The sequence below is a fragment of the Streptomyces sp. NPDC002588 genome (genome assembly GCF_040295925.1).
Lineage (GTDB): Bacteria > Actinomycetota > Actinomycetes > Streptomycetales > Streptomycetaceae > Streptomyces.
Genome location: NZ_JBEOWF010000003.1, coordinates 25807 through 45416, shown reverse-complemented (window position 1 = coordinate 45416; position 19610 = coordinate 25807). Strand labels below are relative to the sequence as shown.

The window sequence follows — 19610 nt, the reverse complement described above, 5'->3', positions numbered from 1 at the left end:
CGTGAGCCGTCAGCCGAGGTTGTTGCCCCACAGGGAGGTGTCGGTGCTCTTGAGGCTCGGGACCCCGCCGTAGGTGCCGCCGTCGGAGGTGACCAGCGGAGCGGCGAGCTGGTCCTCCAGCAGACCCTCGCGGACCTGGACGATGGTGCTGTCGTGGTCGGTCTTGCCGGGCTTGAAGGACTTACCGTCGATCGCGGCCTTCAGGTAGTACAGGGCGTACTCGGCGTACAGGTCGGCCGGCTGGGAGACCGTCGCGTCGATCTTGCCGGCGGCGATGTCCTTCAGCTCCTCCGGAATGCCGTCGTTGGAGACGACGAACACGTGCTTCTTGTCCTTGGGCCCCACCAACAGGCCCTTCTGCTTGAGGACTTGCAGGGTTCCGGACAGCGCGAAACTGGCCTGCATGTAGACGCCCTTGATGTCCGGATTGGCGGTGAGGTCCGTCTGGAGCTTCTGGGCCGCGACCGCGCCGTCCCAGTTGGTGGCCTCCCCGAACACCTTGATGCCGGGGTAGTCCTTCTTCATGCACTCGTTGAACGCCTCGGTGCGGTCTCGGCCGTTGATGGAGTTGAGGTCGCCCTGCAGCATCACGACCTTGCCCTTGCCGCCGAGCTTGGTGCCGAGGTACTGGCACGCCTTTTCGCCGTACGCCCGGTTGTCGGCGCGCACCACCATGAAGACCTTGCCGCTGTCCGGGCGGGTGTCGACGGTGACCACCGGGATCTTCTTCGCCTCCAGCTGTGCCAGCGTCGGTGCGACGGCGGCGGTGTCCTGCGGCGCCATCGCGATGCCCTTGACGCCCTGGCTGATGAACGTCTGTGCGTTGGCGGTGAGTTTGGCGACGTCGTTCTGCGAGTTGGTCGTCTTGAGGGAGAGGCCGAGCTTCTTGGCGTAGTCCGGCGTGTACTTGATGTACGAGTTCCAGAAGTCGGTGTCGGACCGCGGGTAGTCGACGCCGACCAGCGGCTTGCCGTCCGAGGAGGCGGCGGTGCCGGAGCCGCCGCAGGCGCTGAGCAGCGCCAGTACGGACAGGGTGGAGGCAGCGGAACAGAGGACGTTGCGGATTCTCATCGGTACTTCCTCACGCTGGTCCCGGAGCGGGAGATGCATCCAAGAGATAGGATGTATATATAGCTGCGGTACGCGCGCCGTCTACCCCCGGTAAGGGCTCATCAACAGAGAGCCAGCTCAGGGGTGTTGAGATCGAAAGGTACCGTCTCCCGCGGGATGGGATTCATCCCATCAATCGCGTGCAGGCCTGTTGACATCAGCCGGATGCGCGGGTGATCGTCGTCCAGTGGCCCAAGCAGTGGTTCAAGGACACCAGGTCCGGCCCGCGGGACATGTACGACGCGGGCGACAACGCGGCGAGGTGCCGTGGCTGTCGTCGCGCGTCCGCCGGGGATTACGGGACAGCCCTTGGGCCGACTTGCCAGGTCTCCGGGGCGGACCTGGAGCAATGGACGTGGGGGCGCCGGCCCCGACCCGCCGATGGCAGGCGGTCGAGGCCGGCGGATGCCACGAGATGGCCGACCGCACCAACGGCGCGGTCGACGACGGAAGGGGTGCCACCCCCGACGGTTCCGCCGCCAGGCACCCTGGAACGGCGGAACCGATGAGCTGTGGGCCTTCTACTTCACGGCCCCGTGACCGGAGGCGTCAGGCCCAGCAGCCGTTGACCGTCGCGGCCAGGCCGTCCATGGCGTCCTTGATGTCGCTCGCGTTGGCGGTGGAGTTGTTCTCGATGAAGGAGAACACCTTCCACTTGCCGTCCTTGCCCTGCGTCAGACCGCTCAGGGCGATGGCCCCGGTGAGCGTGCCGGTCTTGGCGTGCACCTTGCCGACGGCGCACTTGGAGTTCGCGTCGTCGAAGCGGCCCCACTCCGGGCCGAGGGTGCTGCCCGCCTCGCCGGAGACGGGCAGGCCGTCGAGGATCGAGCTGAGCGTGTCCTCGTACTGGGGCAGCGTCAGCAGTTCCAGGATCTCGGCGAGGGTGGCCGCCGGGATGCGGTTGGCGCGGGACAGCCCGCTGCCGTCGTAGATCTCGAAGTTGTCGAGGGACACGCCGTACTTCTCGCTCAGCACCTGGCGCACGACCGTCGTGCCGCCCTCGAAGGTGGCGGGCTGGCCCGCGCCGAGCGCGGTCATCCGCAGCAGGGACTCGGCCATGTTGTTGTCGCTGGTCTTGAGCATCGTGTGGACGTAGTCCGACAGCGGTGCCGACTCGTGGCTGGCCACCGGGACGGTGCCCGAGCCCGCCGTGGCCCGGGTGACGTCCCCGTCGACGGTGATGCCGTCCGCCGTGAGCTGCTGGGCGAAGACCTGCCCCGCGTCGAGCGAGGTGTCGTCCACCATGTTCCCGTCGACGACGAGCGCGCGCACCGGGGTGATGGAGTCGGGGTAGTAGCCGGTGTTCCAGCCGTTCGCCAGGGTCGGCTCGGGGAAGAGACTGTCGTCCACGGCGACCTTCACCGAGGTCAGCCCGGCCGCCTTCAGGCCGGCGATCGCCGTCTTCGCCAGCTCGGCGAGGTCGGCGCTGGTCAGCGTCCGGTCGCCGCCGCCGATCAGGGTCAGCGTGCCGTCGCCGTACACCACCTTCGTGGTGAACCGGTGGTCCGGGCCGAGGACGGTGAGCGCGGCGGTCGACGTGGCGAGCTTGGTGTTGGACGCGGGCATCAGCGCGGTGGCGCCGTTGTGGTCCCAGAGCGTGTCGTCCGACTCCGCGTCGAGGACCACGCCACTGACGTCGGAGCCCAGTCGCTGGTCGATGACGCGGGCCTCGAGGTTGGCGACCATCTGCTGGTCGTCGGCGTCGAGTTCCGCGATGTCCTTGGCGGTGGTGCCGACGCCCTTGTCGGCGGCGAAGGCCGAGGGGCCCGACAGCGCCACCGAGGCGACGGGGACGGCCATGGCGAGCACCAGCGCCCGCCGCATTCCTCTGCCGCCCTGCGGAGCCTTACGGTGCCGGCGCCGGCCGCTCGGGACGAAAGAGGCTTCGGCGGTCTCTGGAGTTATGTCGCGCATGGAAGGTTTCACGGCTTTCGTGTGGGGGCTCTGCGAAAAGAGAATTCGGCGGCACCGTACCACCTGTGCCACACGCAACTCACAGGCAACAAAAGAGCAACGGGTGGCGGTAATTGACCGGCATTGGGCGGACGGGAATTCCGGGCCGGCTCCTCAGCCCTTTCCCGCCCGGTACAGATCGCGCAGCAGGGCGATCTCCGCTCCGTGGTGCAGCACCTCCTGGTTCACCCACCACACGATGTCGAGGAACGGTTCCTCCGGATCGCTGCCGTGCGGGTACGTGCAGTACCCGACGACGTCCAGCGTGGCGTCGTCGATGCCCAGCAGCGCTTCCCGCCAGGCCGCGGTGGCGGCGCCGAAGGCCGCGACGGCTGCCGTGGCGCTCCCGCTGACGGGATGGTCGTCTCTGGTCAACAGGTGGCCGCCCGCGGTGTGTTCGGCGCGCAGGGAGAGCATCTCGGTGAGGTGGCTCAGCCGCCACGCGAGGGTCGTGAAGGGCGGCGGCCAGGGGTGCGGATACGGCGCCGCGTCGCGTCCCCACTCGCCCGCGCCGGCCAGGAAGGCGGCTCGCGTCCCCGGCCCGTCCGCCTTCCGCCGGACCGACCAACAGCCGGGCACCGGCTCCCAGAAGTACTCGTCGTCGGTCAACGGACCGACCTCGGCCGGCGTCCCGTCACCGCTGTCCATGGCGGGTCCCGCGATACGGCCGAGAAGACGCTCGCACCCGAAGTCGAATTGCTCCAGCATCGGGGCCGGACGAGCTGGAATCACGGCAGAACTCCGTATGTCAGGACAGGGGCCAATGGGGTGGGAGAAGCGAAGTGGGAAAGGGCGAGAATCACCCGTTCAGCCTATGATCCGGCCGATTTCGATGCGGAAGACGTCCGGGGCCCGGCCGGTCGCGTTGCCCAGGGTCACCGTGTTCACGCCCTGTTCCAGGTCGACGGGGACGGCCAGGGTCCAGCGGTCGTGCGGGCTCCAGGTGTTCTTGAAGACCGCCCGGAGCGGGGCTCTGGAGCCCACCGTGATGTCCGCCGTGCGGGACACGATGTCCGTGTTGTAGGCGTGGCCGTTGTCGCGCCGGTCGTCGTGCGCGTAGTGGACGACGAGCAGGTGACGGCCGGCCCGGGGCACGTCCACCGTGAAGCGGGCGGTGCTCTCGGGCCCGTCGCCGAGCCGCGTGACGCGGTGGCCGCCGGGGGCGTCGCCGGAGCCGGCCAGTTCCGCTCCGCCCGTGAGAACCGCGGCGGCGGCCTCGCAGGACAGCGTGCCGGCCGTCGAGCCGTCGCCCGAGACGTCGAGGGAACGCACGGAGGCGTACCCGGCCGTCACCGCGATCCGGTTGTTGCCCGCCGCCAGGTACAGCCGCAGGGGCCGGCCGGGCCCGGCCGTCACCGTCTCGCCGTGCAGGGCGAGTTCCACCGGCTCGGAGGCCCGCGCAACGACCGTGAAGTAGCCGTCGCGCGGGGCGAACACGTCGAAGACCGCCCGGTCGCCCCCGCCCAGGACGAGCGCGCCCGTGCCGGTCCCGGACGACGACGCGTAGTCGTACGACGGGCTGCCCTCGATGTCCGCGAGCGTCGCCTCGTAGGAGGCGGACGGGGGGCCGGTGCGGGCGGTCAGACCGACGTGGTCGAGGGTGACCTCCGCCTCGCCCTTGCCGAGGGTCAGGACGTGCGCACCGGTCGACAGGCGGAGAGCGACCTCCTGCCTGCCGTAGTGGGTCCAGTTCTGGGTGGACGGGAAGGAGACGGTGACCGGGGCGCCACCGTCGACCGACAGCCGCTGGGTGGCGGGGGTGCCGGACTGGTTGCCGTACAGGATCGCCAGGTCGTAGGTGCCGTCTTCGGGGACCGACACCGTGAAGTCCACCTTGCTGGACGGGAAGCCGAGCGAGCCGACGTCGCGGGTCCCGGAGGCCGCGTAGCCGTTGGGCTCGCTCACCGTGCCCTGGGTGCGGACCTCGCCGTCGGTGACGGCCGCGTCCTGGGCCTCGTACGACGCCGACCAGGGGACGGTGGCGGGGGCGGGGGTGCCCGTCCCGGCGGGGGTGAGGACGATCCGGTACGCGGACATCCGGCGCAGTCCGCGCAGCGGCACCCGCACCGAGCCGTCGTCGGCCACCCGTGTCTTCGTCCGTGCCAGCACCCGCGGTGCCGGGTGCGCCCCCTCGTAGCCGGACCAGGCGGCCTCGGCGACGGTCGCGACGACCGCGGGGCCGAAGACGGACGGGGAGACGTTCCGGACGACGACATCGGCGTCGCCGTCCGAACCGCCGAGCAGCACCTGGGCCTGGCGGCGCGTGGTGTCGAGGCAGGCGAGGCCCTGCAGGGTGTCGACGGTGTGCGGCTGCGGCGGGGTCACCCGGACGGTGTCGCCGGTCAGGCCCGCGTACCAACGGAAGAACCACCAGCCGCCGTTGGGGCTGTTCGTGCCCGCCACGTTGCCGCTGAGGTCGCCCGCGGCGTCCCAGTAGGCCTGGTTGGCGTACACCTTGTTCCGCTCGAACATCGAGACCCACTGCACTAGTTGGCCCGGCACGGAGAGGTCACGGCGGTTGGCGTACTCGTCGATGTGGACGGTCAGCGGGGCGACGCCCGACTCCCGCTCGATCGACCGGTATTCGTCGTGGTGGGCCTGGAAGTCCCGCAACGAGCCGGAGTCCAGCTCGTGCCAGGTCAGCACGTCGGGCAGCACGTTCTCGCGCCGGGCGAAGGCGAGGAAGTCGGTCAGCAGACGGCGGTGGTAGGCGGCTTCGTTGGGGCCGGCGATCCGGGCCCGCGGGTCGATCGCCCGGATGCGCTCGTACACCGTCTTCCAGTCCCGCAGGAACCGGTCCCGGTTGGCCTCGTACTCCGCCGGGTCGGTGACGTCGAGGTGGTACCAGATCTGGTCGGGCTCGTTGAACGGGACGTGGACGAACCGGTCGGCGTGCGGAGCGGCCGAGATCTCGCGGACGATCCGGTCGACCCTGGGCAGGTAGTCGTCGATGCCCAGGTCCTCGTACGGCCACTCGGTGTAGACGTCCTGCAGCAGCACGTAGACGTCACCGCCGCCGCAGCGGAAGAACGACCTCGCCACCGTGAGCGCGTCCCCGTTGGGGTGCTGGGCGCCGCCCTCCGGCTTCTGGGAGATGCTGGTGATCTTCAGGGGGGCGAGCACGGCGTCACCGGGGACCCCGTCGTCGCTGAGCCCGTACAGCGCGCCGTTGGCGCCGTGCAGCACCGGGCCCTCGGACTCGGCGAGGTCGACGGTGAGCCGCGGAGGGACGGCGACGGTCGCCGTCTGTCGGGCGTCCGTAGGGTTGTGACCGGTCACATCCATAGCGGGATTGTGGCCGGTCACTGACCGGGCGTCAAGGGGCGACGGCGGCCGTCACCCGCGGTTCACCAGGAGTGCGCCACGTCCACCACCAGGTGGCCGTCCAGCTGGAGCACGCGGAACGGCAGCCGGGCGCGCACCCCGAGTCCGAACTGCGTCTGCCCCTCGAAGCTGACGCCGTACCGGGTGTCCCGGAACGTGCTGTAGCCGGTGAGGTTCACACCCGGCAGGGGCTGCCGGGGCACGCCGGGGTAGGTGGCGGTGCCGGTCTCGGGGTCGTAGGCGGGTGCCATCACCCGGATGTCCAGGATGGCGCCCCCGTTGATCGGGATCGGCTTGCCCGATCCGTCCTGGATCAGCTCGTCCACGTATCCGACCGCGTAACCGAGCTGGTCGGCGCTCGCGCCGGGGACGTCGACGACGAACCGGTCGTAGCAGTCGTGACGGCCGGTCCGCACGTTCGTGACGGACTCGCCCGACGTGCCGGCGAAGTCCGACTTGTCGAGGCTGCCCCAGCCGGTCGGGCAGGCGGCGACCGCCCGCTGGGCCGCCGCCGGGGCGGCCACGGCGGGCATCGCGGTCGCGCCCAGCGTGACGGTCAGGAGTGCCGCACACGCCCAGACTGTCCTGCTTCTTACCATCTTGTTCCCCCAAGGGTTGAGTGTCTGGTATCAGGGGAGACAGTCTGGTTGGCCCGAAGGTTGCACTTTCTTTGCCGGAACCTGGGCAGCGTGCGGCGGTGCCGGAGCTACGACAGGCTCTGGGTGGTGTAGGCGCACTCCGTGTAGATGTACCCGGACTCCAGCTTGGCCGTGTCCGAGCCGGGCGTGGAGAGGCTGTCGCTCTTCGGCTTGTGCAGGAAGTACGTGGTGCCCACCGGCAGGCTGATCGTCTTCTCCGGGTAGTTCTTGTTCGCGTTGCACGGCTTGAAGCCCGGGGTGATCGTGCTGGCCAAGGAGTACGCCTTGCAGCTGCCGCAGCCCTTCAGGGTGAAGCTGCCGGTCACCGGGCCCGTGTACATGACGGTGATGTCGTCGGGGCTGTCGTTCTGCACGGTGACCGAGATGCTGCCGCCGGTGCGCGTCGTGGGCAGCTTCTTGCCGGCGGCCGGAACCGTCTGGGCGACCTCCGCGGCGATCGCGATCTTCTTCGCCAGGGACGCGTTCTTGGCGGACTTGTGGGAGGAGGCGTACTCCTCCATGGTCGTCTGCGCGGCGTCGAAGTCGCCGTCCTTGTACTGGTCGACGCCGCAGGTGTACGCGCCCGCGTCGGCGCGGCTCGAGGCCTGGCCGGCGTCCTTGGTGAGCGCGTCGGAGACGCTCGCGTCCTCGGCCTGGATGCTCTCGATGTCGCTGCTCAGGTTCTTCAGCAGATCGACCGTCGAGCAGGGATCGCTGCCGCTCAGCCCCTTCGCCGTGGACGCCACGGCCGAGGCCACGGCCGGCTGGACCTTCGCGGCCTGCTCGGAGTCGGGGAAGGTGGTCAGCAGCTCGCCGAACTGGGAGGCCCAGGCGGCCTGCCGGGTCTTCAGGCCGTCCGCCGCGCACTCGTACAGCGAGGTGGCCAGTTTGTCGTCGGGCCAGGTCTTCAGGTCGCTGAGGTCGGTCTCGGGCATCTTCTTCGGGATCGTGCGCAGATAGGTGAGCGGTTCGATCGCCGTGCAGTAGTCGGCCTTGTCGTAGGCGCCGCCGACGGTCGCGTAGAACGTCTTCATGCGGGCGGGCACCTTCTCGGCGGCCCGGGAGCCGGAGTGGTCGGCGCTCAGGTTCTCGTAGACGTCCAGAGCGTCGTCGTAGTCGGACTTGGCCCTGCTGAAGGACTCGTCGCCCGACGCCTCCACCAGCTTGTCGGCCTTGTCGAGCCGGTCGAGCAGCATCTGCTGCGTCGCCTCGTCCCGAGCGCTGTCGTACAGCACGACGCCCGCGGCCGGCACGGCCAGCAGGACCAGGGCCAGCCCGAGCGCCAGCGGCGCGGGCGCGGGCCAGGTCAGCCGGGTGCGCAGACCCACCACGGCGCCGTGCGCCGCCGCCGCGACGAGGAACACGACGTACAGGACCAGCCCGAACGCCGGAACGCCGTCCGGGTCGGCGGGCAGCGCCACGAGCAGCAGGACGGCCGTTGCGACCAGGCAGACCACGGTCAGGATCCAGCGGCGGGTCAGCGCGTAACCGAGGCCCAGGCCGCTGAGGTTGAGCACGGCCACCGCGACGGCCCGCACACCGTCCGCCGGGGCGGGCGGCGGGGCCGGCGGCATCGGTGGAATGGGCGGCAGAGCGAACCCGTGGTCGTATCTGCCGTACTGATCCCCTGACATGGCGGCCTCCCCCGTCAACGTCCCCCGCACTTCGGGGATTTGTCAGTCTATCGGGCGAAGAAGACGCGCCGACAGAGGTCAGGGGTTCCGCGGGGGACGCGAGGACGTGGTCTCAGGTGTCGCGGGGTGTGTTCGACTGCCACGCCGTGAACAGGGGCATTCCGCTGTCTCCGGCGAAGACCACGCCGCGGCCCGTACGGCCGGATCGCCGACGACCGTCCGCAGCCACTGTCCGGCCAGGTCCCGTACGACGCCGGCGTGCCGGGCGATGCCGAGCCGTGTCATGTCAGCCTTCTGTGACGTTCGTCGTGACCAGTCGCAGGAGCTGTTTGGCGAGGGTGTCCTGCTCGGGGGTGAGCCCCATCGCGTCGCCGATGGCGAGGGGGACGGCGGCCGCCCGCTCGCGCAGGCGGGCGCCCTCCTCGGTGAGGCGCAGGGCGACCGAGCGCTCGTCGTCGGGGCGGCGCTCGCGGTGCAGCAGGCCGCTCGCCTCCAGCCGTTTGAGGAGGGGGGACAGGGTGCTGGACTCCAGTTGGAGCGCGGTGCCCAGCTCACGCACGGAGATCGAGTCCCGCTCCCACAGCACGAGCATCACCAGGTACTGCGGGTAGGTGAGGCCCAGTTCGTCCAGCAGGGGGCGGTAGCGGGCCGTGACCGCCCGGGAGGCGGCGTACAGGGCGAAACAGAGCTGGTCGTCGAGGAGCAGCGATCCGTCGTTCGGTGCGGGGGAGGTTACCTCCACTGCGCGGCTCCCGGGGTCTGCGCTCGTCATCGGCGCTCACCACCCTAGCGTTCGAGTCCTCTCGATTCTATCGCCCACAAATTGATCGAGCACAAATAAATAGTAGACTAATTAGTTGTGCACGATATAATCCCGACCCGCTGTCGGCACCCTGTGCGCGGCGCTGGGCACCGACTGGGCCGGCTACTCGTCCGAGAGGCGGAAGAGCAGGACGCCACCCGTGGCCGGGAACGTGTCGGGCAGCCAACGGGGGTCCGTGGGCAGGCCGTTGAGGCGCACGTCCCGTACCCGGTGGTTGGTGTCCGAGGCGCCCGGGGCGACGACGGTGATGTTCACGCCGTTGCCCCGGCGGATCACGGCGACCGGGAACAGCGGGCTGGCCAGGGCCAGTTGGGAGCTGCCGGGTACCTCTGGGTACATGCCGAGGCTGGCCCACACCGCCCAGGAGGACATCGCGCCGAGGTCGTCGTTGCCGACCAGCCCGTCGGGGCCGTCCCCGAACAGGCCGGTGAGGATGCGCCGTACGGTCTCCTGGGCGCGGTCCGGGCGGCCCGCGTAGTCGTACGCCCACGGGGTGTGGAAGGACGGCTCGTTGCCGAGGTAGGCGTACGGCAGGTCGGCGCCCGCGTTGAACTCGGTGAAGAAGGTGTCCAGTCGGGCCGTGACCGCCTCGGCGCCGCCCATCGCGGTGAACAGGGCGGGCAGGTCGTGCGGGACCATCCAGGTGTACTGCGCCGCGTTGCCCTCGACGTACTCCTTGCGCTGCGTCGGCTTGAAGTCGGGCCAGGTCCCGTCGGCCCGGCGCGGCTGCAGGTAACGGCTGCCGGAGTGGAGCAGGGTGCGCCAGTTGCCCGCGGCGTGGGTCAGCTCGGCCTGGAGTCCGCTCTCGCCGAGCCGTCCGGCCAGGTGGGCGAGGGCGCCGTCGGCGGCGGCGTACTCCAGTGTGGTGGCCGCGCTGCCCCACACGCCCTTGGTTCCGGCCGGGATGTAGCCGAGCGTGTCGTAGGGCGTGTGCCCCGGCCGCTGCCGTTCGTCCCGGCGGCCCGCGACGGCCGTGCGCAGCAGCTCAAGGGCCTCGAAGCCGGTGCCGCCGAAGGCGTGGACGGAGGCCGCCATGGCGGGCAGCGGGTCGCCGACCATCACCCGTGTGCCGCCGTTCGCGAGGGTCCAGCGGTCGAAGTAGCCCGCCTGGCGGCCCTGTTCGAGGATGGACTGCGCGACGTCCGAGGCCTCGCGCGGGGCGAGGAGCGTCAGCAGCTGGATCTGGGAGCGGTAGACGTCCCAGCCGGAGAAGTTCGCGTACTGCACATGTCCGGGGCGGGTGCGGTGGACCAGCCCGTCCATGCCCCGGTACTGCCCGTCGGTGTCGCTGAAGGCGCCGGGGTGCAGGAGGGAGTGGTAGAGCGCGGTGTAGAACATCCGGCGCCGCGCCTCGGTGCCGCCGGCCACGGTGATCCGGCCGAGCCAGTCGTTCCACACCCGGCGCGCGTCCCGCCGTACCTCGTCGAAGGAGCGGCTCCCCTGTTCGTCCTGCGCGTTGCGGCGGGCGGCGTCCTCGCTCACGAAGGAGATGCCGACCCGCACCGTGACCGTGCGGGTTCCGGGCGCGAACGACACGTACGCACCGGACGGCTGCCCGTCCAGCGGCTCGCTGTGGGCGAACGGCTGGTCGAAGACGGCGTGGAAGTACAGGCGGTAGCGGACGGACGTGCCGCAGAAGCCGCCGCTCGCGGTGGAGCCGGACAGCGTGCGCTCGCCGACCGCGACGGTTCCGGTGGCCTTGTTCCACGCCCGTGCCGCGTCGACGGTGAGACCGGCGGGCCGTCCCTCTTCCGCCGGGAAGCTCACACGGGCGATGCCGGACCGCTGGGTGGCGCTGATCTCCGTACGGATGCCGTTGTCGAAGTCCACGCGGTAACCCCCGGGCGACGCCTCCTCGGCGGCGTGCGAGAAGGTGGCGTACCGGTCCGCCGGGTCCGCCGCGGGCCGCCCGGTGAGCGGCATGAACGGAACGTTGCCGAAGTCGCCGCAGCCCGCGCCGGAGAGATGGGTGAGGCTGAAGCCGCTGATCCGGTTGTCCCGGTAGGCGTAGCCGCCGTACTGCCGGGTGACCGTGTCCGGGCTCCACTGGATGCCGCCCAGCGGCGCCGACGCCCCCGGGAAGGTGTTCCCGCCGCCGCCCCCGTGGCCGAAGTCGACCCCGCCCGGCGCCGTGCCGACGAAGGGGTTGACGTACTGGGCCGGGTCGTCGACGGGCGTCGCGGAGGTGACGGTGGCGGCCCGCGCGGGCGGGGCCAGCAGCACGGCCGCCGCCAGCGCGGCCCCGAGGGGTGACAGGCGCACGCAGATCTCCTTGCGTCGCGGGGGCCGGCGGAGCGCACGGCGGGGGAGACGCCCACTCTCACCGCCCCGGCCACGCGCACCGAGCCGCCGTGCCGCACACCCCCCGGAAGTCAGGCACACGGCGCAAGCCACAGCGTGAAAGGAGCGGCCGAGCGGCGACCGGGTCCGTGCCCGGCAAGCCGGCCGGCCCGAAGGCGCGCGGGGAACCGCGCGACAAGCCACGACGGCCCCGGCCGCGATCCCACCGCACACCGCACGGCGGGAGGCACACCGCCCGATCGCCGACGGCACCCCGCCGAAGGGATGACCGCGGGCGGTCGGCCGCGCGTCCGCGCGCTTGCGGGGCAGAGCGTCGCGGACCATCCGCTCATGCTGGCCGGACTCTGGACGCGCGCCCTCGACCTGCTGCTCGGCCGGGAGGGCCGCTCACTGCACCTGAAGGCGGCGGGCGGCGCCACGGCCGTCCTCCTGGTGGCGATGCTCGCCGGGTCGTGGGCGGTGGTCGTCGCCGAGCACGGCGCGCGGAGAGCCAATCTCACCTCGTACCCGAAGGCCCTGTGGTGGTCGGTCGAGACCGCGACGACCGTCGGGTACGGCGACTTCTACCCGGTGACGCTGTGGGGGCGGATCGTCGGCGGGATCGTGATGGTCGTCGGGATCACCACCTACGGCCTGGTCACCGCGGCGCTGGCCACCTGGTTCGTGGGCCACGAGGAGAGACGCAGGCACCGGCTCGCACAGGACGTCCGCGAGCTGCGCGAGGAGACCGCCCACGCCCTGCACGAACGCTTCGACCGGCTGGAGCGGTTGATCGTGGGCCGGCAGGGCCATGACGGCGGCGGGTGAAACATCCCGGCCGAGGGTGGTGAACGTCCCGGACGAGGCGGGTGGACGCTCCGGCCGACGTCTCTGAACAGCGAGGACCCCCCGTCCGTAACTCTCGGTAAGCTTCTCCCTGACGTAGAGTCGGAAGAGGGGGCGGAACACCTGAGAGGGGGGAAGACGTGCCGCTGGAGCCGGTGCGGTTCATGGTGCTGGGCGCCGTCCGGGTGCGCCGCGGGGAGGCGGAACTCGACACCGGGGGACCGCAGGAGCGGGCCTTCCTCGCGCTGCTGCTGGTCAGGGCCGGGCAACCGGTCGCCGTGAGCGACATAGTGGACGTGCTGTGGGACGCGGATCCGCCGCGCAGCGCGGTCAACGTCGTCCGCCGGCACGTGGGTTCACTGCGCCGGCTCCTCGAGCCCGGGCTCCCCGCCCGCGCCGAGGGCCACTGGCTCGTGCGGGACGCCGGCGGATACCGGTTGGTCACCGACGGTGACAACTCCGACCTCCTGCGGTTCCGCGCACTGCGGGAGGAGGCCCGCCACACCGCCGGCACGGCACCCGCTCGGGCGGTCGAACTCCTCACCGAGGCCCTCTCGCTGTGGCGCGGACCGCTCGCCGCCGGCATCCCCGCGCACGCCCGCACCCACCCGGCGTTCGACACCGTTGCCCGCGAACGGCTCACGGCCGCCCGGGAAGCCGCCGAGGCCGCCCTGCGCACCGGACTGCCGGACGCGGTCCTGCCCCACCTGCGCCGGGCCGCCGCCGAGCACCCGCTCGACGAACCCGTCCACGCCGCACTCGTCCGCCTCCTCGCCGCGGCCGGCCACCGCACCGAGGCCGCGGCCGCCTACGACGCCGTACGGGCCCGGCTGGCCGAGGAGTTGGGCATCGACCCCGGCCCGGAACTCCGGGACGCGCACGAGACGGTGCTGCGCCGGCGGCCGTCCCCCGACAGGCCGGAGACCGCGCCGCCGTATCTCGTGCCCGGTCAACTGCCGTACGACCTCCCGGCGTTCATTGGCCGCCGGGCCGAACTGGACGAGGTGCTCGCCCTGTTCGGTACGGAACCGGCCCGGTCGCCCGGGACCGTGGTGATCGGCGCCGTCGGCGGGATGGCCGGGGTCGGGAAGACCACCCTCGCGGTGCACTGGGCGCACCGGATCGCCGACCGCTTCCCCGACGGACAGCTCTATGTGAACCTGCGCGGCTTCGACCCCTCCGGCGCGGCGCTGGAGCCCGGTGAGGTCGTCCGCGGGTTCCTGGACGCGCTCGGCGTACCGCCCGAACGCGTCCCGCACGGACTGGACGCGCAGGCCGCGCTCTACCGCAGCGCCCTGGCCGGCCGGCGAGTCCTCGTCGTGCTCGACAACGCCCGGGACACGGACCAGATCAGACCCCTGCTCCCCGGCTCGCCCGGCTGCCTCACCATCATCACCAGCCGCGACGACCTGACCGGTCTGATCGCCGCCCACGGTGCCCGCTCCCTGACCCTGCGCCCCTTCGACGCGGACCAGACCCGGGCCTTCCTCGTCCGCCGGCTGGGCGCGGAACGGGTGGCGGCGGAGCCGCGGGCGGCCGACGAGATCGGCGCGCTCTGCGCCGGGCTGCCCCTCGCCCTCGCCTGTGTCGCCGCCCGCGCCGCGGTCCACCCCCACTTCCCGCTCACGGCGATCGCCGCCGAACTGCGCACGGCCCACGGCAGCCTCGACGCCTTCGCCCGCGCCGACGCCTCCGTCGACGTCGGTACGGTGTTCTCCTGGTCCACGGACGCCGTGTCCCCGCAGGCCGCCCGCCTGTTCCGGCTGCTCGCCCTGCACCCCGGCCCCGACTTCACCCTCCCGGCCGCGGCCGCCCTCGCCGGACTGCCGGTACGCGCCACCCGGCCGCTGCTCGCCGAGCTGATCGGCCTGCACCTGGTCACCGAGCACAGTCCCGCCCGTCACGCCTTCCACGACCTGCTGCGCGCCCACGCCGGCGAACTCCTCGACGAGCACGAGTCCGAGGGGGAGCGGCGGGCCGCGCTCGACCGGCTCCACCACCACTACCTGCACACCGCGCACACCGCCGACCGTCTCCTCGCCCCCAACGCCGACCCGCTGCCCCCGCCGCCCGCACCCGAGGGCGCCCGGCCCGAGGAACTCACCGACGACGACCGCGCCCTGGCCTGGCTCACCGCCGAACACACGGTGCTGCTGTCCGTCGTCGACGCGGCCGCCGCCTCGGGCGGGCCGGAGCAGGAACGTCTCGCCTGCCATCTGGCCTGGTCCCTGGAGCCGTTCTTCGACCGGCGCGGCCACTGGCACGACGGGCTGGCCGCGCAGCGCACCGCCCTCGACGCGGCGCGGCGGCTCGCCGACCCCGTCCTGATCGCCCGTGGTCTGCGCGGCCTCGCCCGGGTGGAGGGCCGACTGGGCCTGCACGAGCGGGCCGTCCCCCGACTGGAACAGGCCCTCGCCCTCTTCACCGAGCTCGGCGACGACACCGGCCGGGCCAACACCCACCGCAGCCTCGGCTGGGAGAGCGAACAGACCGGCGACCTGCCCGGCGCCCTGCGCCACAACCAGCTCGCCCTGGGCCTGTTCCGCACCCTCGGCGACCGCGCCGCGCAGGCCAGCGTCCTGAACTCGGTCGGCTGGTACCACGCGCTGCTCGGCGAGTACCGGCAGGCCCTGAGGCACTGCTTCGAAGCGCTCACCATGCTCCAGGACCTCGGTGACCGCTACGGCCAGGCCGCCACCTGGGACAGCATCGCCTACGCCCACCACCACCTCGGCCGCCACCCGCACGCCCTGCTCGGCTACCGCAACGCCCTCGTCCTGATGCGGGAACTGGGCGTCCCCTACTCCGAGGCCGCCATCCTCGTCCACGTCGGGGACACCCACCTCGCCATGGGCGACGAGCCGGCGGCCCGCACGGCCTGGGAGGAGGCCCTGACCCTCCTGAACACCCTCCGCCACCCCGACGCCCAACGAGTCGCGGCCCGCCTGGCGGGATCGGAGGGTCGGGCCGGTGCTTCCTGAGCGGGAGGGGCTGGTCGCGGCGCGCGGATCCGGGGCGGACGGTCCCGCCGTCCCCCCGGACGGCGAGGCGGACGGCGCGCTGCGCTTCGAGGTGCTCGGGCCCGTGCGGGTGTGGCGCGGGGGACGGGAGCTCGACCTCGGCTTTCCCCAACAGCGCGCGCTGCTCGCCCTCCTCCTGGTCCGCGCGGGCCGGCCCGCGCCCACGGCGGAGGTCCTCGACGTGCTGTGGGCCGAACGGCCACCGGCCAGCGCACCGCACGTGATACGCCGCTACCTGGCCGCCCTGCGCCGCCTCCTCGATCCCGGACTTCCGCCCCGCGCGCCCGGCCGCCTGCCGCGCCGCACCGGCGGCCACCTCCTGGAGACGACGGCGGACGAGGTCGATCTGCTCAGGTTCCGGGAGCTCACCCGGAGGGGGAGGCGGGCCGCGGCCACCGGGCGCTCCGAGACGGCGGCCCGGTATCTCACCCGGGCCCTTGAGGAGTGGCGCGGCCCGGTGGCGATGGGCATCCCGGCCGACGCGCGCGCCCACGTCCAGTTCACCGCCGTACAGCGCGAACTCCTCGACACCGCCCGGCTGGCGGCCGACGCGGCACTGCTGTGCGGGCAGGCCGAACACGTCCTGCCCGCCCTGCGCCACGCCACCGCCCGCGAACCCCTCGACGAGCCCCTGCACGCCCGCTTCATCCTCTCCCTGGCCGCGTGCGGCCTCCAGGCCGAGGCGCTCAGGGCCTACGACGGCATCCGCCGCCGGCTCGCCACCGATCTGTCCCTGACCCCCGGTCGTGAGCTGACCGAGGCGCATGCCCGGGTGCTGCGACAGGAGGTGAGCGGGGAACGGGAGCGGACCGTCCTGGTGCAGCCGACCGGATCCGGCACCGCGGGCACCGGTTCAGCCGTCCCGTGTCCCGCCCAACTCCCCTCCGCCCCGGACTGCTTCGCCGGGCGGTCGGCCGAATCCGAGCGGCTGACCGCGATCGCCGACTTCGGGACGGCGCCGGGTGTGGTCGTGGTCGGCGGGATGGCGGGGGTGGGCAAGAGCGCCCTGGTCCTGCACTGGGCGCACCGGGCGGCCCGGCGGTTCCCGGACGGGCAGCTGTACGTGCGTCTGCGGGGGAGCGAGGCGGACCGGCCGGCTCCGGAGCCCGCCGACGCGCTGCGGGGCATGCTCGCCGCGCTCGGTGTACCCGCGCGCCGCATGCCGGACGGGGTGGGCGCCCTGGCGGGCCTGTACCGCACCCTGCTCGCCGAGCGGCGCGTCCTCGTGGTGCTCGACGACGCCGTCGACACGCAGCAGCTGCGCCCGCTGCTGCCCGCCTCGCCGGGCTGCCTGACCGTGGTCACCAGCCGCAACGCCCTGCCGGGCCTGGTCGCCTCGGGTGCCCGGCCGCTGCGCCTGGAACCGCCCGCTGCCGCCGACGCCCACGCGATCCTCGACAGGCGCGTCGGCGCCGGACGGACGGCCGCCGAGCCCGCGGCCACCGAGGAGATCGTCGCTCGCTGCGGCCGGCTTCCCCTGGCCCTGACCGCCGTCGCCGACCGGGCCGCCGCCCGCCCCCACCTTCCCCTCGCGGCCCTCGCCGCCGAACTGCGCGCCGGGGACGGCGGACTGGACGCCCTGCCCGGCGTGCGGGACGCCTTCCTGAGCTGCCACCGGCGGCTGTCGGCCGACGGCGCCCGGCTGCTGCTGCTCCTGCCGAGCCACCCCGGACCCGACATCACCCCCGCGGCGGCCGCGGCGCTCACCGGGCTGCCGGTCCGTCGGGCCCGCCTGCTCCTCGCCCACCTCGCCGAGTCCCACCTCCTCACCGAGCCCGCCCCGGGCCGCTACACCCTGCACGAACTGCTGCGGGCCTTCGCCACCGAACTCGCCGGGCCGGCCCGGCCGCGGCCCTGTCACTCCGGTGTCACACTTTTTGCACCTCCGCCGCCCTACCGTCCGGGCACGTGACCATCGCGAACACCAGCACGACCACCAGTGCGCACACGCGCGCACCGCTCGGCGTGGAGATCCTCACGCAGGAGCGGACCGAGCGGCCCGGGTACGACCCCGCCCGGCTGCCCGGCGACGGCGGACCCCGCCGGCACCCCCTGCACCGGATCCTCGCCCGCGACCCCGGCGAGTACCTCTTCGTCGGCCTGCGCGGCGTCACCGCCCCGCCCGACACCCGGCCCCTCACCCTCCACCTCGCCCCCGGCGACATCTGCTTCTACGACGTCCGGCACGTCCCCGCCCTGGACCTGCCGGGACCTTTCCGGGCGACGGTCCTGCTCGTCCCGGGCGACCTGGTCGGGCCGGCGGCCACGGACGTACAGCGGATCACGCGCTTCCCCGTCACCCGTGCCTCCCGTCTCGGCGGCCTGCTCTCGCCACTCTTGTCCGACCTCGCCCGGGCCATGGCCGAGGCCCAGCCCGCCGTCGGCGAGATGCTCGCCTGGAACGCAGTGAACCTCCTCGCCACCCTCACCGCCGAACACCTCGGCGCGGCGGAGCCCGGCCCGGCGGGTGTCCGGTCACCGGTGCTGGAACGGATCCTGGAGTACGTCGATGTGCACCTGACGGACCCGGACCTGTCGCCGGAGGTCATCGCCCGCGCCCATCACATCTCCGTGCGCTACCTGCACAAGCTGTTCAAGGACGAGGGCACCACGGTCGGCCGCTGGATCCTGCGCCGCCGCCTCGAGGAGTGCCGGCGCGACCTGATGCGCCACGGCCGCGGCAGCCGGACCATCGCGGCGGTGGCCGCCCGCTGGGGCTTCCTCAGCGCCACCCACTTCAGCCGGGTCTTCCGGGCCGCCTACGGCATGTCCCCGCGGGAATGGCGCGACACCGCCGGGCGCGCCACGACGTCCGGACGGGGCTGACCCCGCCCGGCCCTCGCACCGGGGTCCGCTCAGTGCACCACGCTGCCGTGCGCTGAGAGCACATCACCGGTGCACCCGCGGGCAATTCACGGGCGCCCGCCGGATTTAGCGTGCGGGCGCGGGACGACGAACCCCGCAGACACGCACCCCGAAACATCAGGAGATTCCCATGTCCGACGTCGTAGAGCCGGTCGTGCCGGTGCTCGAGCCCGAGGCCGCGGCGTTCGCCGAGGCGACCGCGAACCCGCCGTATCTGTTCGACCTGGGTCCGGTCGAGGGCCGCAAGGCGGTGGACGAGGTGCAGTCCGGTGATGTCGAGAAGCCGGCGGTGGACGAGGAGTGGATCACCGTTCCGGGTGGTCCGACGGGTGGGGTGCGGACGCGGATCGTGAGGCCGGCGGGTGTCGGGGGTGTTCTGCCGGTGGTGCTGTACATCCATGGGGCGGGGTGGGTGTTCGGTGATGCGCACACTCATGACCGTCTGGTGTGTGAGCTGGCGGTCGGTGCCGGGGTGGCGGTGGTGTTCCCGGAGTACGACCTGTCGCCGGAGGCGCGTTATCCGGTCGCGATCGAGCAGAACTTCGCGGTGGCGCGGTGGGTGGTGGCCGAGGGCGGTACGAAGGGGCTGGACGGCTCGCGGCTGGCGGTGGCGGGTGATTCGGTCGGTGGCAACATGACGGCGGCGCTGACGTTGATGGCGAAGGAGCGGGGCGGGGTCGCGCTGCGGCAGCAGGTGTTGTTCTACCCGGTGACGGACGCGTCTTTCGACACGGGTTCCTACCGCCAGTTCGCGACGGGTTATTTCCTGCGCCGGGACGCGATGGAGTGGTTCTGGGACCAGTACACGACGGATGAGGCGGAGCGGGCGCAGATCACCGCGTCGCCGCTGCGGGCCACTGTCGAGCAGCTCAAGGATCTGCCGCCGGCCCTTGTCATCACCGGTGAGGCCGATGTCCTGCGCGACGAGGGCGAGGCGTATGCGAACAAGCTCCGCGAAGCCGGTGTCCCCGTCACCGCCGTCCGCTTCCAGGGCATCATCCACGACTTCGTGATGCTGAACGCCCTGCGCCCGACGCACGCCGCGGAGGCCGCCATCACGCTCGCCATCGGCACCCTGCGCGACGCCCTGCACGTCTGACCTTCAGGAGACAGCACA

The 19610-nt window shown here is 72.4% G+C and carries 13 protein-coding genes; 5 read left to right on the top strand and 8 right to left on the bottom strand.

Translation table 11 applies throughout. From position 1 onward, the window contains the following. Positions 1-9 precede the first annotated feature (9 nt). The 8 genes from ABT057_RS04825 to ABT057_RS04790 form a co-directional block, all read right to left on the bottom strand. The gene (locus ABT057_RS04825) at positions 10-1071 is read right to left on the bottom strand and encodes a sugar ABC transporter substrate-binding protein (RefSeq protein ID WP_352341013.1); all 1062 of its coding nucleotides are present in this window, start codon (positions 1069-1071) and stop codon (positions 10-12) included. Between the two features lie 588 nt (positions 1072-1659). Next, positions 1660-3024 carry a D-alanyl-D-alanine carboxypeptidase/D-alanyl-D-alanine endopeptidase gene (dacB, locus tag ABT057_RS04820; RefSeq protein ID WP_352341012.1) on the bottom strand — a complete coding sequence of 455 codons (1365 nt, stop codon included), beginning with the start codon at positions 3022-3024 and terminating at the stop codon, positions 1660-1662. A gap of 153 nt (positions 3025-3177) precedes the next feature. Then, positions 3178-3771: a DinB family protein gene (locus ABT057_RS04815; protein ID WP_352341223.1), complete on the bottom strand. Its 594-nt coding sequence runs from the start codon at positions 3769-3771 to the stop codon at positions 3178-3180. A 99-nt stretch (positions 3772-3870) separates the two neighbouring features. Then, a complete protein-coding gene (locus ABT057_RS04810; protein WP_352341011.1) occupies positions 3871-6348 on the bottom strand; it encodes a CBM35 domain-containing protein in 2478 nt (825 codons plus the stop codon). A 62-nt stretch (positions 6349-6410) separates the two neighbouring features. Then, positions 6411-6986 carry an AMIN-like domain-containing (lipo)protein gene (locus ABT057_RS04805; protein WP_352341010.1) on the bottom strand — a complete coding sequence of 192 codons (576 nt, stop codon included), beginning with the start codon at positions 6984-6986 and terminating at the stop codon, positions 6411-6413. A 107-nt stretch (positions 6987-7093) separates the two neighbouring features. Continuing rightward, positions 7094-8659, bottom strand: coding sequence for an outer membrane protein assembly factor BamD (locus ABT057_RS04800; RefSeq protein ID WP_352341009.1), 1566 nt, complete (start codon positions 8657-8659; stop codon positions 7094-7096). Between the two features lie 286 nt (positions 8660-8945). Then, on the bottom strand, positions 8946-9431 hold the full coding sequence (locus ABT057_RS04795; protein WP_502973777.1) for a MarR family winged helix-turn-helix transcriptional regulator: 486 nt from the start codon (positions 9429-9431) through the stop codon (positions 8946-8948). Positions 9432-9584: 153 nt separating this feature from the next. Next, positions 9585-11744, bottom strand: a complete 2160-nt coding sequence (locus tag ABT057_RS04790) for a GH92 family glycosyl hydrolase (protein WP_352341007.1) — start codon at positions 11742-11744, stop codon at positions 9585-9587. A 369-nt stretch (positions 11745-12113) separates the two neighbouring features. Here ABT057_RS04790 and ABT057_RS04785 point away from each other — a divergent pair, with 369 nt between their 5' ends. The 5 genes from ABT057_RS04785 to ABT057_RS04765 all read left to right on the top strand — a co-directional run bounded on the left by ABT057_RS04785 (position 12114) and on the right by ABT057_RS04765 (position 19592). After that, the gene (locus ABT057_RS04785) at positions 12114-12590 is read left to right on the top strand and encodes a potassium channel family protein (protein ID WP_352341006.1); all 477 of its coding nucleotides are present in this window, start codon (positions 12114-12116) and stop codon (positions 12588-12590) included. Between the two features lie 182 nt (positions 12591-12772). Then, positions 12773-15589 (top strand): AfsR/SARP family transcriptional regulator, encoded by a 2817-nt coding sequence (locus tag ABT057_RS04780; RefSeq protein WP_502973788.1) that lies wholly within the window; start codon positions 12773-12775, stop codon positions 15587-15589. Then, positions 15579-17540: an AfsR/SARP family transcriptional regulator gene (locus ABT057_RS04775; RefSeq protein WP_352341004.1), complete on the top strand. Its 1962-nt coding sequence runs from the start codon at positions 15579-15581 to the stop codon at positions 17538-17540. Before ABT057_RS04780 ends, ABT057_RS04775 begins: the two co-directional genes overlap by 11 nt. After that, entirely contained in the window at positions 17537-18454 is a 918-nt protein-coding gene (locus tag ABT057_RS04770; protein ID WP_352341003.1) for a helix-turn-helix domain-containing protein, read from the top strand. The genes ABT057_RS04775 and ABT057_RS04770 overlap by 4 nt, the downstream gene beginning before the upstream one ends. Positions 18455-18623: 169 nt before the next feature. Further along, entirely contained in the window at positions 18624-19592 is a 969-nt protein-coding gene (locus tag ABT057_RS04765) for an alpha/beta hydrolase (protein ID WP_352341002.1), read from the top strand. Positions 19593-19610: the final 18 nt, after the last annotated feature.